Here is a 14,787-nt window from a genome sequence, read left to right on the forward strand (position 1 = left end):
GCCACCTGGCGGGTGAGCCCCGCCGGGCCGGCGAGCCCGCCGGCGTCGTCGTCCTCGGCCGTGCGGCGGCCGTCGTCGGCCACGCGCAGGCGCACCTGGGCTCGTTCCGGCTCCTCCCAGGTCTCGATCACGCACACCGTGGCGGTGCCGCGGCGGGCGACGTCCGTGACCGCCTCGCGCAGCACCGAGGCGAGCAGCGCGCCCGCCGGGCCCAGCGGCTCGGTGTGGGCGGCGCGCACCTCCACGCCGACGCCGGCCGCCTCCAGCAGGGCGCGGGCGGTGGTCAGCTCGGGGGCCAGGGACATCGCGCGGTAGCCGGCCGCCGCGGCGCGCGCGTCCGCCAGCGACAGCCGTGCCGTCGCGACCACCTCGCCGAGCGTTCCGGCCGCGTCCCGCGGGGCGGCCAGCGCCCGCCGCGCGCCCGCGCCGATCGTGGCCAGGCCGCGGCCGAGGCCGTCGCTCAGCTCCGCGGCGATGCGCAGCCGCTCCTCGGCCACCGCCGCCGCGGCCAGCGCGGGACGGGTGGCCTCCATCTCGGCCACCCGCTCGACCAGCCGGATCAGGCCGAACACGACCAGCGACACCAGCACCGTGGTGATCGCGAGGTCCGTCGTGGAGACCGCGTCGCCCGCGTTGCGCCAGTGGTGGATCACGACGCCGCTGAAGGCCACCGCGGGCGCCAGCGCCCACCAGCGCGTCACCAGCAGCGACCCGGCCAGGAAGCCCAGGATCGCGACGGACGCGCCCTGCCCCAGCGTCACCGCGTAGACCAGCACCCCCTGGACGGCGAGCAGCCACCCCCACCTGGCCCGCAGCGTGAAGGCGCACTGCACGGCCAGCACCGGCAGCGCCCCCCAGGCGCCGGCCACCACGTAGACGCCGGCCAGCGAGGCCAGCACCACGACGACGATCAATCGGGCGACACGCACGCCCAGAAGCTTAGGAGAACCCCCGCGGCAGCACGGTGACCGGGCAGGACGACGACCGCAGCACCTTCATCGCCAGCTCGCCCAGGAACACCCGGTGGGGCTGGGCGTCCTCGCCGGCGGCGCAGACCAGCAGCTCGCCGGGCAGCCACTCGACGTCCTTGAGCGCGGCCTGCACGTCGTGGCCCTCGGCCACCTCCGACTCGGCCTCGATGCCGGTGCTCTCCCAGGCCAGCCGTACGGCCAGGGCGAGGTCGTCGCGCAGCTTGCCCTGGTTCTCGGTGCGCAGGTCGAGGGTGATCAGCCGGAGCGGCACGTCGAGCCGCAGCGCCGCCTGGGCCACCCGCTCGACCGCCGCGTCGCACTGCGGCCGGTGGACGTAGGCCAGGGTGAGCCGGGCGGGCTCGTCGGGCGGCACGTAGCCCGAGGGCGCCAGCATCACCGCCTCCGGCGACAGGTGCAGCAGGTGGTCGGCGGTGCTGCCGACGGCGATGCGGCCGTACTGGCCGCCGCTCGCCGAGCCGACCACGATCAGGTCGGCCCTGATCCTGCTGGCCAGCACCGACAGCCCGCGGCCGGTGCCCCGGCTCTCGAACGCCATGTACTCGGCCGGGACGACGCCCAGCTCCTCACCCGCGTGCGCCAGGTTGGCCTGGGCCTCGACGGCCAGCCCCGGGCTGCCCGGGGGATAGATCGACGCCACCGTGAGCTCGCCCCCGGTCAGCCGGGTGATGGCGGCCCCGAGCGCGAGGGCGTCCCGCCCACCGGGGTCGTTGCTGTAGCCGACGATCACGTGCTCTCCGATCACGTTTGCCTCCTTACCCGCTCTGAACTGGGAATACGCGGTCTGCGTCGATGCGTTTGAAACGATTGGAGGCGTAAAAACAGTGAAGATCACCCTTGACACCCGTTTCAACGGGTCCCTCGGCCCGGTCACCCTTCGTGAAGCGGTTCAGCACCTCAAGGCGCACGACCTGACGTGCACCGTCCCCGCCGGCGTCGTCGAGCAGAAGGTCACCGTCTTCTCCGACTGCGTGGAGCGCGGCTTCACCCCGCTGCGCAGCGAGATCATGGCCGCGTACTACATGGCCGAGCGGGACGCCACCGCCGAGGCGTTCGACCGCGGCCTCATCACCGAAGGCGAGCTGGAGCAGAGGCGCGCCCTCCTCGTGCGCCAGTATCTTGGGTAAGGACCGGAATCGCCCTTTCGGTCGAAGCATTTGACGATCAGAGTTCATAAGGTCGTGTCCACTACCCGTTCACGGATTGGACACCTGTGTACCGCGACATCGTCGACTTCGCTCTGACCACGCCCGGGTGGCTGCACGCCCTCGCCGAGTTCGGCACGGACGCCGGCCTGTTCATCTTCGCGGCGCTGTTCCTCGTGTGCTGGTGGCGGGCCCGCCAGGCCCCCGCCCGCGACCTCGCGCTCGCCATCGCCGGTCCGGCCGGGGTGGTGGGCGCGTACATCGTGAGCGAGGGCGTGAAGCTGCTGGTCCGGGAGGACCGGCCGTGCCGCGGCGGCATCGCCACGATCGCGGCCTGCCCGCCCTCCACGGACTGGTCCTTCCCCAGCAACCACACCGTCATCGCCGCCGGGGCGGCGGGCACGCTCATCCTGGTCTGGCGCGCCCTGGCCTGGGTGGTGCTGCCGCTGGCCGCCCTGATGGGCTTCTCCCGGGTGTTCGTCGGCGTGCACTACCCGCACGACGTGGCCGGCGGCTTCCTGCTCGGCCTGGTGCTCGCGCCGCTGTTCGCGCTGCTGCTGGTCGGCGCGGTCACCCCCGCGGTCAGGCTCGCGCGAAGCCGTCTGTCGCCGCGATGAGCCGGTCGACGATGCCGGGCTCGGTCGCCGCGTGCCCGGCGTCGTGCACCACCTGGAAGTCGGCCTCGGGCCAGGCCTTGTGCAGGTCCCAGGCGGTGGCCATGGGCGTGCAGGCGTCGTAGCGGCCCTGGATGATCACGGCCGGGATGTGCCGGACGCGGTCGACGTCCCTGATGAGCTGCTCGGGCTCGAACCAGCCGCCGTGGTGGAAGTAGTGGTTCTCGATCCTGGCGAACGACACCGCCATCTTGTCCTCGCCGAACTCCGCCACCAGGCTCGGGTCGGGCAGCAGCGTGATCGTGGCGCCCTCCCACTGCGACCACGCCTTGGCCGCCGCGAGCCGGACCGCGTCGTCGTCGCCTTCGAGCCGGGCGCGGTAGGCGGCCATGAGGTCGCCGCGCTCCTCGACGGGGATCGGCGCCAGGTACGACTCCCACAGGTCGGGGAACAGGTAGCTCGCGCCCTCCTGGTAGAACCAGCGCAGCTCGTGCGGGCGCAGCGTGAAGATGCCGCGCAGCACCAGCTCGGTCGTACGGTCGGGGTGCGTCTGGGCGTAGGCCAGCGACAGCGCGCTGCCCCACGACCCGCCGAACACCTGCCACCGCTCGATGCCCAGGTGCTCGCGCAGCCGTTCCATGTCGGCCACCAAGTTCCAGGTGGTGTTGGCGGCCAGCGAGGTGCCCGGCGTGCTGGCGTGCGGCAGGCTGCGCCCGCAGTTGCGCTGGTCGAACAGGACGATGCGGTACAGCTCGGGGTTCCACTGCCGGCGGTGGTTGGCGCTGCACCCGGCGCCCGGCCCGCCGTGCAGCATGACGGCCGGCTTTCCGTCGGGGTTGCCGCAGACCTCCCAGTAGATCTGGTTGCCGTCACCCACGTCGAGCAGGCCGGACTCGTAGGGTTCGATGGGCGGGTACAGAGTTCTCATGTCTCGCGATCCTGCCATGGAGCAGGAGTCGGTCGAATTGTGCCGGTCCGCGCCTAGAGTGACCGTATGGACCTGGTGACGATCGACGACATCCGCGCGGCGGCCGGGCGGATCAACGGAACCGCGGTGCGCACGCCGCTCCTGAGGATGGGCGAGGCGTGGCTGAAGCCCGAGAGCCTGCAGCCGGTCGGGTCGTTCAAGATCCGCGGCGCCTACAACGCGCTGGCCGCGCTGCGTCCGGCCGGCGTCGTCACGCACTCCTCCGGCAACCATGGCCAGGCGCTGGCGTTCGCGGCGGCGCAGTTCGGCGTGCCGTGCGTGGTCGTCGTGCCCGAGGGCACCCCGGCGGTCAAGGCGGCGGCGATCGAGGGGTGGGGCGCCGAGCTGGTGGTCGTGCCGCCCGACCAGCGCGAGGTGACGGCCGAGCGGCTGGCCGGCGAGCGCGGCCTGACGCTGGTGCCGCCCTACGACCACCGCGCGATCATCGCCGGGCAGGGCACGATCGGGCTGGAGATCGTCGAGGACCTGCCGGACGTCGAGGTGGTGCTCGTGCCGGTCAGCGGCGGCGGGCTGGCCGCCGGCGTGGCGGCGGCGGTCAAGGCGCTGCGGCCCGACGTCCGCGTGTACGGCGTGGAGCCCGAGCTGGCCGCCGACGCCGCCGAGAGCCTGGCGGCCGGGCACGTGGTCGCCTGGGAGACCACCCGCACGTTCCGGACCATCGCCGACGGGCTGCGCGTGAACCAGGTGTCCGAGCTGACCTTCGCCCACCTGCGCGAACACCTCGAAGGCATCGTCACCGTCGCGGAGGACGAGCTGCGGGCGGCCATGCGGCACATCGCGCGCACGGCCCGGCTGGTGGCCGAGCCCAGCGGCGCGGCGACCACGGCCGCCCTGCTGTCGGGCCGCGTCCCCGCCGGGCGCACGGTGGCCGTGCTGTCCGGGGGGAACGTCGATCCGGAGCTGTTCGCCCAGGTCTACGCCTGAGCCCAGGCGTGGCGGGTGAGGAAGCCGCGCTCGCCGGTGGCGTACTCGTGGAAGGCCTGCTGCACCTCGGCCAGCTCGGGCACCACCGCGCGGACCATCGCGCCCTCCTTGTACTCCAGCTCGTAGCCGGGGGAGACCTGGAGGAAGTGCCGGCCGAAGTTCACCAGGGCGACGAACGGGTTCTGCGGCGACAGGGTGGCCAGGACGTCCTGGACCAGCCCGAGGTCGGGGTCGTGCACGACCATCCCGTCGCCGGTGTGGAGCTGCATGCCCTCGTACACGCCGAGCGGGGCCACGTTGTGCACCAGGTCGCGCTGGGGGTCGTAGCAGACCAGGCCGTGCGCGCGGGCGGTGGTGAACACCTGGGCCGAGCTCTCGTCCATCGTGTCCAGGTCCATCGTCACCAGGACGTGCCCGGGGTACAGGGTGACCTGCCCGGGCAACTCCTTGGCGACGTCGGGCACGTCCCCCTCGACGGGGTCGCTCCGCTTCACCGCCAGATACGTGGTCCGGGCCTGATCCCTGCTGATCGGCACGGGCTCGTCCCAGACCATCAACTCAACGCTCATCGGTCCATCTTGCCGAACGTCCACCGTGCCGGCGCGCCACTGGGGTCAAGAGTCCGTGATGTACGGTTCAGCGCGGTTTCTCGGACTGGGGCACCAGCTCCACCGTGCAATGGGCGCACCGGCTGGCCTCGGCCGGGATGTCGGACAGGCACTCGGGGCACTCCTTGGTCGTCGCCGCCTTGTCGCGGTCGAACAGGTGGATCAGCCGCGTCATCGGGGCCACGACCAGCCAGTAGACGACCGCCGCGATGACCAGGAAGGTCAGCAGGTGGTTGAGGAAGTCGCCGTACTTGAACTGGCTGCCGTTGATCGTGAAGGAGTATTCGGCGAAGTTCGGCTGCCGGCCACCGGTCACCGCGCCGATGAGCGGGGTGATGAGATCGGTGACCAGTGCCTGGACGAGCCCGCTGAAGGTCGCCCCGACGATGACGGCGACGGCCAGCTCGACGATGTTGCCTCGGAGTAAGAACTTCTTGAAACCGCCCATGGAGTCGGCATATTGCCGGGGGCCGCGGCCTGAAACCCCGATGGCCCCCGACAGAGCCCGACGGAGAACGTCGTGGCCGGTCAGACCTGGGGCGCGAGCCGTTCGAGATCGAAGCGGCCGCGCCGCACGCCGTCGAGGAACGCGGCCCACTCGTCGGTGGTGAACGACAGGACGGCACCGCTGGCGTCCTGACTTCCCCGCACCCAGACCCGGTCGGCGAGCATGGTGACCTCGACGCAGTCGCCATTGTTGCACCGTTGCCAGCGTGCCTGGTCAAGGGCAGGTGGGCGTTTCATCCATTACCTCCTGAAGGCGGCTGTAGAGGTATTGAGCCGAAGGTGATTTTACCTTGACAGCAGAGGATGACCAGGCGACAAAAGGGGCAGTGCGGCTGCCGGCGCCGGACAAAACAAAAGGCGGGCGTCCGTGAGGACGACCGCCGGAAAAAAGCGCCGCGCGCTCAGCCGGACTGACGTATTCCATGCAGGAACGCGTCCCATTCCCGAGCGCTGAACGTGAGGACGGGGCCGGCCGGGTTCTTGTTGTCCCGCACGCCGATCTCGCCGGCGGACAGCAACGCGACCTCGACGCATTCTCCGTTGTTGCAGCGCGACGCGGCCCGCCACCGCGGACCCGCCTGGACGTCAGGGTGGTGGGACGTCATTGTCTCCCCCTCGTGCATCGACAATGGGCGCGGCGGCGGTCGGACCTCGCCGGGCGCGCTGGAACGGTGTTGATCGGACACCGGCGATCTCACGTGGAGAGCGAAAGTGTCCCAATGGATGAACAGTAGCACCTGGCACTTGCCACGGAAGCGAGGTCCCGATGTGTCGGAGGCATCATGCCAGGTGGCCGGAGAAAAGAGATGATCTCGTGACGAAGTGCTAAGCGAAGGTCGCGGCCATCTCGGTAATTCGCCGCTTCGATTCCTGGATGCCCAGGGCCTCGGCCCGCAGATGGTCGATGATCTCGCGAAATCGCCGGACCACCTTATCGGCCTCCAGGTAGAAAAGGCCCATTTGATGTTCCACGAAAATGGTGTCGGCGATGCCGGAGTCATGGTCGAACTCCATGAGCCGGAAGGTGCTGTCGAAACCCACGTGCGCCCCCGCCGTGAACGGGATCACCTGGATGGTGACGTGCGGCAGCTCGCTCAGCTCGATGAGCCGGTCGAGCTGTTCACGCATGGTCTGCCGGCTGCTCACGTGCCGGTAGAGCACCGACTCGTCCAGCAGGACCCAGTAGCGCAGGGTGTCGGGCCGGTGCAGCCACTCCTGGCGTTTCATCCGCACCCTGACCCGGTCGTCGAGCACGTCGGGCGCGATGCGGGGCAGCCAGCCGCGGATCACGGCGCGGGCGTAGTCCTCGGTCTGGAGCAGGCCGGGCACGGTGGTGATCTCGTACTCGGTGATGGCGCTGGCCTCCGCCTCCAGGCCGAGCATCTGCCGCAGCTCGCGGTTGTCGTAGAACTGCCACCACTCCTTCTGCCTGGCGTCCTTGGCCAGCGTCATGAGCTGGGCGGACTCGGCGGGGGAGACCTCGTACAGGCGGCACAGGTCGCGCACGTCGCGCAGGCTGACGCCGCGCTGGGCGGTCTCGATCCGGCTGATCTTGGCTGGGGAGCACAGGAGGAGCTGGGCGACCTCGGCGATGCTGAGGTTCTTCTCGTTGCGCAGCTCGCGTAAGCGCATCGCCAGTTGCCGCTGGCGGAGCGTCGGGTTGGGGATGGTCATCGCCGCACACTCCCTTCCCGCGCGGTGGCCGGTTGCCCCGGAGCGTACCCCCGGGTTCGGTTTCGAAGGCATGTGCGGTAGGTAATCGTCACCGGCACGTTCCTATGGCAAGTGCCAATTCGGGGTGGGTTTCCGGTGTCGGAGGGTAAAAGTCAGCCAAGCCGTAAGAGAGGGGGATGCCCTGGGGCTGATTTGATCAAACCACCAGAGATCGAAATGCCGCGTTCATTCCCTGACGTGATGGCTCACCAGAGGCCGTCCGTCACATAAGGCTGGGCCGACGGGGGCTCGTCGGCCCGGCTGCGACGATCGTTCGCTCCTGCCAGAGCGAGGATCGACCGTCCTGATCGCGGGGGATCGGGGACGCAGCGTCGCGTCGCCCGATCGCGGGTGCGGATCCGGTGCGCGGGGGCCGCGCACCGGATCCGTGAACCTCGCCGCACCCCCCACCGGGCCGAACACGTGAGCCACCTTCGACACCGCGCCGTCGGAGGCGGCTCACTCGATTTTTCGGAGTATTCCGGACGGACGCGTGGGAAGGAACAGGGTGGCCTTGTCCGGCGGACCGGGGGAACGGAACATGGGGAGAGACCGCAAGGGAGCCTCGATGATCGAGATCTGGCCTGGAGACCCCTATCCTCTCGGGGCGACGTACGACGGCGCGGGCACGAACTTCTCGCTCTACACCGAGGTCGCCCAGGCGGTGGAGCTGTGCCTGTTCGACGAGGACAACGTCGAGTCGCGGGTGCCGCTCACGGAGGTCGACGGGTTCATCTGGCACGGTTACCTGCCGGGCATCGGCCCCGGCCAGCGTTACGGCTACCGCGTGCACGGGCCGTACGAGCCGGCGCGCGGGCTGCGCTGCAACCCCAACAAGCTGCTGCTCGACCCGTACGCGATGGCGATCGAGGGCGGCGTCGACTGGCACGAGGCGGTCTACGGCTACCGGTTCGGCCAGCCGGACACGCGCAACGACGCCGACTCCTCCCCGTACGTGCCGCGGTCCATCGTGATCAACCCGTTCTTCGGGTGGGGGCACGACCGGCCGCCGGCGACGCCGTACCACGACACGGTGATCTACGAGGCCCACGTGCGCGGGCTGACGATAAGCCATCCCAAGATCCCCAAGCACCTGCGCGGCACGTACGCGGCGCTCGGCCACCCCGAGATCCTCGACCACCTCACCAAGCTCGGCGTGACGGCGCTGGAGCTGATGCCGGTGCACCAGTTCGTCACCGACCACATCCTGGAGCAGCGCGGCCTGTCCAACTACTGGGGCTACAACTCCATCGGCTTCTTCGCCCCGCACAACCGCTACTCCAGCACCGGGCAGCGCGGCGGGCAGGTGCTGGAGTTCAAGGCGATGGTGCGCAGCCTGCACGAGGCGGGCATCGAGGTCATCCTCGACGTCGTCTACAACCACACCGCCGAGGGCAACCACCTGGGGCCGACGCTGGGGTTCAGGGGCATCGACAACAGCAACTACTACCGCCTGGTCGAGAACGACAAGCGCTACTACGTCGACACCACCGGCACGGGCAACAGCCTGCTCATGCGCTCCCCGCACGTCCTCCAGATGATCATGGACTCGCTCCGCTACTGGGTCATCGAGATGCACGTCGACGGGTTCCGCTTCGACCTCGCCTCCACCCTCGCCCGCGAGCTGCACGAGGTCGACCGGCTGAGCGCGTTCTTCGACCTGGTGCAGCAGGACCCGGTGTTGTCGCAGGTCAAGCTCATCGCCGAGCCCTGGGACGTCGGCCCCGGCGGCTACCAGGTCGGCAACTTCCCCTCGCGCTGGACCGAGTGGAACGGCCGCTACCGCGACACGATCCGCGACCTGTGGCGCGGGCAGGCCGCCACGCTGCCCGAGTTCGGCTCCCGCCTGACCGGGTCCAGCGACCTGTACAAGGACGACAGCCGCCGCCCGGCCGCCTCCATCAACTTCGTGACCTGCCACGACGGCTTCACCCTGCAGGATCTCGTCGCGTACAACGACAAGCACAACGAGGCGAACAAAGAGGGCAACCGCGACGGCACCGACGACAACCGGTCGTGGAACTGCGGCGAGGAGGGCCCGGCGAGCCTGGCCATCGAGTCGCTGCGCGAGCAGCAGAAACGCAACTTCCTCACCACGTTGTTCCTGTCGCAGGGCGTGCCGATGCTCTCGCACGGCGACGAGCTGGGCCGCACCCAGAAGGGCAACAACAACGGCTACTGCCAGGACAACGAGCTGACCTGGGTCGACTGGTCCGACATCAGGGAGAACTGGCTGCTGCTGGAGTTCACCCAGGAGCTCGCGGCGCTGCGGAAGAAGCATCCGGTCTTCCGGCGCAGGAGGTTCTTCTACGGCAGGCCGGTCCGCGGGCTGAGCGACATCGCCTGGCTCACCCCGTCCGGGGAGGAGATGACCGACAGCGACTGGAACGTCGGCTACGCCAAGTCGCTGGCCGTCTTCCTCAACGGCGACGCCATCACCGAGCCCGACCGACGCGGCCGCCCGATCCGGGACGACTCCTTCCTGCTGCTGTTCAACGCCCACCACGACACGATCAAGTTCACGATCCCCCAGGACTACGGCGAGATGTGGCACACCGAGATCGACACCGCGATGCCCATCAGGCTCGACGTGCGGATGGTGCGCGCGGGCGAGGCGATCGAGGTCCCCGGACGCAGCGTGCGGGTGCTGCGCCGTGTCTAGGCCCGCCTCGACGTACCGGGTGCAGCTCACCCCCGACTTCGGTTTCGCGCAGGTCGCCGAGATCGCCGGCTACCTGCGCGACCTCGGCGTCAGCCACGTCTACCTATCGCCGGTGCTGCAGGCCACGCCCGGCTCGCGGCACGGCTACGACGTCGTCGACCACTCCAGGATCAGGGAGGAGTTCGGCGGGGCCACCGGCTTCCGCGAGATGGCCCAGGAACTGGCCGCGCACGACCTGGGCATCGTCATCGACATCGTGCCCAACCACATGAACACGATGAACGCCCAGTTCTGGTCGGTGCTCAAGGACGGGCCCGCCTCGCCGTACGCGAACTGGTTCGACATCGAGTGGGTGGACGGGAAGGTGGCGCTGCCGGTGCTCGGCGACGACACCGAGCCCGTGGTCGACGGCGACGTCCTGCGCTACCACGAGCACGCCTTCCCCCACCCGGGCCACTACCGGCTGGTCGACTGGCGGGAGGGCCCCGGCTACCGGCGCTTCTTCGACGTCTCCTCGCTGATCGGGCTGCGCGTGGAGGACCCGGCGGTGTTGTCCGCCACGCACGAGGTGATCTTCTGGCTGCTCGACGAGGGCCTGGTCGACGGGTTGCGCATCGACCACCCCGACGGCCTGGCCGACCCCCGCGGCTACCTCGACCGGCTGCGCGAGCGGACCGGCGGTCCCTGGACGGTCGTGGAGAAGATCCTCATCGGCCCCGAGCGGCTACAGCCCGACTGGGCCTGCGACGGCACGACCGGCTACGAGGTGCTCAACCGGGTCAACGGCCTGTTCGTCGACCCCTCGGGCAAGGAGCCGCTGGTCCGGCTGTTCAGCGAGCTGACCGGGCAGCCCGACGAGTACCGTCCGGTCATGACGCAGGCCAAGCGCGAGGTGCTCGACCTGTTCTTCGGGGCGGAGATCGACCGGCTGGCCAGGGTCACCGGCTGCGCACCCGCCGCGGTGTCGGAGCTGCTGGCCGCGATGCCGCTCTACCGGGCGTACCTGGTGCCGGGGGAGGAACCGCCGCCCGAGTCGGTGGAGATCGTCGAGCTGGCCGCCGCCGAGTGCTCGCCCGCCGTGCGGCCGCTCGTCCGGGAGGTCCTGTACGGCTCGCCGGAGGCGATCGTGCGCTTCCAGCAGACGTGCGGCCCGGTCATGGCCAAGGGCGTGGAGGACACCGCGCTGTACCGGTGGTTCCCGCTGTCGTGCCTCAACGAGGTGGGCGGCGAGCCGGACGCGTTCGGCGTGTCGGTCGAGGAATTCCACGACTTCTGCGGGGAGATGTCCCCGTACACGATGACGACCCTGTCCACCCACGACACCAAGCGGTCGGAGGACGTGCGGGCCCGGTTGTCGGTGTTGTCGGAGATGCCGCGGGAGTGGGCGTCCGTGGTGTCGGAGTGGTCGCGGGAGCTCTCCTTCGACCCCCATCTCGACTACCTGGCCTGGCAGAACCTCATGGCCGCCTGGCCGATCTCGGCGGAACGCTTCACCGACTACCTGCTCAAGGCGGCTCGCGAGGCCAAGACCGCGATCTCGTGGGTGCGTCCGGACGCCGGCTACGAGCGGCGGCTGCGGGAGTTCGCGCAGGCCGCCGTGCGGCTGCCGGTGGAGGAGTTCACCGAGCGCATCGAGCCGTTCGCGATGTCGAACTCGCTCGGGGCCAAGCTGGTGCAGCTGATGATGCCCGGGGTGCCCGACGTGTACCAGGGCAACGAGACCACCGACTTCTCGCTGGTCGATCCGGACAACCGGCGGCCCGTGACGTACCCGCGCAAGCCCGAGACCTCCTGGGACGCCGCCAAGCTCCTGGTCACGACGCAGGCGTTGCGGCTGCGCAGGCGGCTCGGGGGCGCGGCGCCGTACCTGCCGCTGCGGGCGGAGGGGGAGGCGGCCGAGCACGCGATCGCCTTCGCCCGGGGCGAAGGCCCGCGGGCGGTGGCGGTCGCCACCAGGCTGCCGGTACGCCTCGCGCGCCGCTCCGCGGTCGCCGGCCACTCGGTGTGGGGCGACACCACCTTGACGCTGCCCGGCGGATCCTGGCGCGACCTGCTCACCGGCGAGCCGCACTCGGGGACGGTTCCGCTGGCCCGGCTGCTCGATCAGTACCCCGTCTCACTGCTGGAGCGACATGATCTTTGAGGTCTGGGCACCGAAGGCCACGGCTGTCGAGGTCGACGTTCTGGACGGACGCCGGCCGATGTCCCAGGGGGAGAGAGGCTGGTGGTGGGCCGAGGTCGCCGAGGCCGGCCACGGCACCAGGTACGCCTTCGTCCTCGACGGCGGCGGGCCCTACCCCGACCCGCGCTCCCGGCGGCAGCCCGAGGGGGTGTTCGGGCCGAGCATGGTCTACGAGCACGACCGCTTCACCTGGTCCGACCACGACTGGAAGGGCCGCGACCTGCGCGGTTCGGTGATCTACGAGCTGCATGTCGGCACGTTCACCGGCGAGGGGACGTTCGCCGCGGCGATCGAGCGGCTGGAGCACCTGGTCGAGCTCTGCGTGGACTTCGTGGAGATCATGCCGGTCGCCCCCGTCCCCGGCGGGCGCAACTGGGGGTACGACGGCGTCGACCTCTACGCGGTCAACGAGACGTACGGCGGGCCCGACGGGCTGAAGTCGTTCGTGGACGCGTGCCACCGGGCCGGGATCGGCGTCATCCTGGACGTGGTCTACAACCACCTGGGGCCGTCGGGCAACTTCCTCCACCCCTTTGGTCCGTATTTTTCCGGCTTTGCTGGTAGCTATTGGGGCGAAGCGGTCAACCTGGACGGGCCGGGGTCCGACGAGGTCCGCCGGTACTTCGTCGGCAACGCCGTCCAGTGGCTGCGCGACTATCACGTCGACGGGCTGCGGCTGGACGCCGTCCACGCGCTGCACGACAGGCGCGCCCGCCACCTGCTGGCCGAGCTGTCGGAGGAGGTCGACGCGCTGGCCTGCTCGCTCGGCCGGCCGCTGTCGCTGATCGCCGAGTCCGACCTCAACGACCCGCGCATGGTACGCCCGCTGGAGGCCGGCGGCCTCGGGATGACCGCGCAGTGGAACGACGACGTCCACCACGCCCTGCACACCGCCGTGAGCGGCGAGAGCCACGGCTACTACGAGGACTTCGCCGACCCGTCGGCGCTGGCCCGGGTGCTGACCCGGGGCGTGCTGCACGACGGCGGCTACTCCAGCTTCCGCGACCGGGCGCACGGGCAGCCCTTCACCGGCGTGCCCGGCCACCGGCTGGTCGCCTGCCTGCAGAACCACGACCAGATCGGCAACCGGCCCGGCGGCGACCGCCTGCCCGTGTCCGCACTCAGGCTCGGGGCCGGTTTGCTGCTGACCTCGCCGTTCACGCCGATGTTGTTCATGGGGGAGGAGTGGGGGGCCGGCACGCCGTTCCTGTTCTTCTCCGACCACGTGGAGCCCGAGCTGCGGGAGAGCGAGGGGACGCGGCGCGAGCGCGAGTTCGACGGCTTCGGGTACGCCTGGGACGCGCCGAACCCGTCCGACGAGGAGGCGTTCCTCCGTTCCAAGCTGGACTGGAGCGAGCTGAAGGAGGAGGAGAACTGGTCCCTGCTGTGCTGGTACCGGGACCTCATCGCGCTGCGCAAGGCGCTGCCCGAGCTGTCGGATCCGCGGCTGGACCGGGTGCGGGTGGAGGCCGATCCGGAGGGCAGGTGGCTGGTCATGTGGCGCGGGACGGTGTGCGTCAGCGTCAACTTCTCCCCGGAGACGCTGACGTTGCCGCCGGCGGGCGCCACCCTCCTCCTGGCCTCGGACGACCCGGTCGCCGCGGGCCCCGACGGCCTCCGCCTCCCCGGCCAAACCCTCGCCATCACCCGCACCACCCCCTGACCGGACGCTCTCCGCCTCCCCAGCCTCGCCCCTTGGCCGGGTGGCCTCCGCCTCCCCGGTGGTTGTCCACAGGGTGGGGGCCGGTCGGCGGGTTCGTCCCCAGAACCGGGTTCGGCCGCACCGTGGCCGGCCCGGTTCCGGATCCTGGGTGCCTCACCACGTTTTCGAAGGCGAGGCACCTCATGAAGATCGTTCTGCCGCTCCCCGCCATGCTGACCTCACTGTTCGTCGTAGCCGTGGAGCACCTGCCGTTCGACGTCGACACCTTCGTGCCCTGGCGCGTCCCCGCGCCGTACCGGAAGGCGGCCCGTGACGCGCTCGACACCCCGCCGTCCCTGACCGTCACCCATGTCCCCGCCCCCTGGCGACCGGCCGGCCTCACCCTCACGGGCGACGAACGGCGGCGGCTGCGCCGGGCCGGGCAACACGTGCTGGTGTCCACCACCGCGCCTCCACGCCGCCTGCCCGGCAACGCCCAGACAGCCAGAGCCGTCGCCCGCGCCCTCGCCCGCCAGTGCGACGGCCTGCTGATCGACCCGTCCACAGCCTCGGCCGTGCCCGCCTGCCCGAGGTCGCCGGGCGAGCCGGAAGACTTCCGCCTCGGCGACGACTGGCTCACCTGGGACGTGCAGATGCGCGACGACGCCACCTGTCCGCCGTGGGACCCGTCCGAGACGGCCGCCTGCGACTGCCTGCGCGTCACCTCGCGCGGCCTGCGCCGCTTCGCGCTCCCGGAGATCACCCTCGACGGCGCCGCCTGCGCCCACAGCCTCTGCGCGACCGCCCTCCTCC

Annotated in this window: 15 protein-coding genes; 7 read left to right on the top strand and 8 right to left on the bottom strand. The window is 70.6% G+C overall.

Annotated features, from left to right (window positions below; translation table 11 throughout):
• Both ACWCSD_RS32070 and ACWCSD_RS32075 read right to left on the bottom strand, forming a co-directional pair.
• A partial coding sequence (locus tag ACWCSD_RS32070) for a histidine kinase (RefSeq protein WP_449920448.1) occupies nucleotides 1–929 on the bottom strand: 929 nt, incomplete at its 3' end.
• A 10-nt stretch (nucleotides 930–939) separates the two neighbouring features.
• On the bottom strand, nucleotides 940–1,734 hold the full coding sequence (locus ACWCSD_RS32075) for a universal stress protein (RefSeq protein ID WP_352349903.1): 795 nt from the start codon (nucleotides 1,732–1,734) through the stop codon (nucleotides 940–942).
• A gap of 79 nt (nucleotides 1,735–1,813) precedes the next feature.
• Between ACWCSD_RS32075 and ACWCSD_RS32080 the strand changes: the two genes are divergently transcribed.
• Together ACWCSD_RS32080 and ACWCSD_RS32085 are read left to right on the top strand one after the other, a co-directional pair.
• On the top strand, nucleotides 1,814–2,116 hold the full coding sequence (locus ACWCSD_RS32080; protein ID WP_358283354.1) for a hypothetical protein: 303 nt from the start codon (nucleotides 1,814–1,816) through the stop codon (nucleotides 2,114–2,116).
• An 86-nt stretch (nucleotides 2,117–2,202) separates the two neighbouring features.
• Nucleotides 2,203–2,751 (top strand): phosphatase PAP2 family protein, encoded by a 549-nt coding sequence (locus ACWCSD_RS32085; protein WP_358283356.1) that lies wholly within the window; start codon nucleotides 2,203–2,205, stop codon nucleotides 2,749–2,751.
• Here the strand turns inward: ACWCSD_RS32085 and pip are convergent.
• A complete protein-coding gene (pip, locus tag ACWCSD_RS32090) occupies nucleotides 2,717–3,676 on the bottom strand; it encodes a prolyl aminopeptidase (RefSeq protein WP_358283358.1) in 960 nt (319 codons plus the stop codon). The two genes, ACWCSD_RS32085 and pip, sit on opposite strands and share 35 nt — an antisense overlap.
• Before the next feature lie 66 nt (nucleotides 3,677–3,742).
• Here pip and ACWCSD_RS32095 point away from each other — a divergent pair, with 66 nt between their 5' ends.
• Nucleotides 3,743–4,660: a threonine/serine dehydratase gene (locus ACWCSD_RS32095; protein ID WP_397162435.1), complete on the top strand. Its 918-nt coding sequence runs from the start codon at nucleotides 3,743–3,745 to the stop codon at nucleotides 4,658–4,660.
• Here ACWCSD_RS32095 and ACWCSD_RS32100 read toward each other — a convergent pair.
• The 5 genes from ACWCSD_RS32100 to ACWCSD_RS32120 all read right to left on the bottom strand — a co-directional run bounded on the left by ACWCSD_RS32100 (nucleotide 4,651) and on the right by ACWCSD_RS32120 (nucleotide 7,449).
• Nucleotides 4,651–5,229: a hypothetical protein gene (locus ACWCSD_RS32100; protein WP_364324915.1), complete on the bottom strand. Its 579-nt coding sequence runs from the start codon at nucleotides 5,227–5,229 to the stop codon at nucleotides 4,651–4,653. The genes ACWCSD_RS32095 and ACWCSD_RS32100 overlap by 10 nt on opposite strands.
• A gap of 67 nt (nucleotides 5,230–5,296) precedes the next feature.
• The gene (gene mscL, locus ACWCSD_RS32105; protein ID WP_352349915.1) at nucleotides 5,297–5,716 is read right to left on the bottom strand and encodes a large conductance mechanosensitive channel protein MscL; all 420 of its coding nucleotides are present in this window, start codon (nucleotides 5,714–5,716) and stop codon (nucleotides 5,297–5,299) included.
• A gap of 80 nt (nucleotides 5,717–5,796) precedes the next feature.
• Nucleotides 5,797–6,012, bottom strand: coding sequence for a DUF397 domain-containing protein (locus ACWCSD_RS32110; protein WP_387668089.1), 216 nt, complete (start codon nucleotides 6,010–6,012; stop codon nucleotides 5,797–5,799).
• A gap of 164 nt (nucleotides 6,013–6,176) precedes the next feature.
• On the bottom strand, nucleotides 6,177–6,380 hold the full coding sequence (locus tag ACWCSD_RS32115; protein WP_352349919.1) for a DUF397 domain-containing protein: 204 nt from the start codon (nucleotides 6,378–6,380) through the stop codon (nucleotides 6,177–6,179).
• A gap of 220 nt (nucleotides 6,381–6,600) precedes the next feature.
• A complete protein-coding gene (locus ACWCSD_RS32120; RefSeq protein WP_397162436.1) occupies nucleotides 6,601–7,449 on the bottom strand; it encodes a helix-turn-helix domain-containing protein in 849 nt (282 codons plus the stop codon).
• Nucleotides 7,450–8,056: 607 nt separating this feature from the next.
• On the opposite strand from ACWCSD_RS32120, the gene glgX reads away from it, so the two are divergent.
• From glgX to ACWCSD_RS32140, 4 genes are all read left to right on the top strand, one after another.
• Nucleotides 8,057–10,150 carry a glycogen debranching protein GlgX gene (gene glgX, locus ACWCSD_RS32125; protein WP_352349923.1) on the top strand — a complete coding sequence of 698 codons (2,094 nt, stop codon included), beginning with the start codon at nucleotides 8,057–8,059 and terminating at the stop codon, nucleotides 10,148–10,150.
• Nucleotides 10,143–12,293, top strand: a complete 2,151-nt coding sequence (treY, locus tag ACWCSD_RS32130; protein ID WP_449920456.1) for a malto-oligosyltrehalose synthase — start codon at nucleotides 10,143–10,145, stop codon at nucleotides 12,291–12,293. The genes glgX and treY overlap by 8 nt, the downstream gene beginning before the upstream one ends.
• A complete protein-coding gene (gene treZ / locus ACWCSD_RS32135) occupies nucleotides 12,283–13,995 on the top strand; it encodes a malto-oligosyltrehalose trehalohydrolase (protein WP_449920459.1) in 1,713 nt (570 codons plus the stop codon). Before treY ends, treZ begins: the two co-directional genes overlap by 11 nt.
• 182 nt (nucleotides 13,996–14,177) lie before the next feature.
• On the top strand, nucleotides 14,178–14,787 hold a 610-nt coding region (locus ACWCSD_RS32140), incomplete at its 3' end, for a hypothetical protein (protein ID WP_449920462.1).

Source organism: Nonomuraea sp. NPDC001684 (genome assembly GCF_053596515.1).

Coding starts and splice junctions, on each gene's coding strand:
- pip (WP_358283358.1), bottom strand. CDS start 3,676: ATGAGAACTCTGTACCCGCCCATCGAACCCTACGAGTCCGGCCTGCTC.
- ACWCSD_RS32095 (WP_397162435.1), top strand. CDS start 3,743: ATGGACCTGGTGACGATCGACGACATCCGCGCGGCGGCCGGGCGGATC.
- ACWCSD_RS32100 (WP_364324915.1), bottom strand. CDS start 5,229: ATGAGCGTTGAGTTGATGGTCTGGGACGAGCCCGTGCCGATCAGCAGG.
- mscL (WP_352349915.1), bottom strand. CDS start 5,716: ATGGGCGGTTTCAAGAAGTTCTTACTCCGAGGCAACATCGTCGAGCTG.
- ACWCSD_RS32110 (WP_387668089.1), bottom strand. CDS start 6,012: ATGAAACGCCCACCTGCCCTTGACCAGGCACGCTGGCAACGGTGCAAC.
- ACWCSD_RS32115 (WP_352349919.1), bottom strand. CDS start 6,380: ATGACGTCCCACCACCCTGACGTCCAGGCGGGTCCGCGGTGGCGGGCC.
- ACWCSD_RS32120 (WP_397162436.1), bottom strand. CDS start 7,449: ATGACCATCCCCAACCCGACGCTCCGCCAGCGGCAACTGGCGATGCGC.
- glgX (WP_352349923.1), top strand. CDS start 8,057: ATGATCGAGATCTGGCCTGGAGACCCCTATCCTCTCGGGGCGACGTAC.
- treZ (WP_449920459.1), top strand. CDS start 12,283: ATGATCTTTGAGGTCTGGGCACCGAAGGCCACGGCTGTCGAGGTCGAC.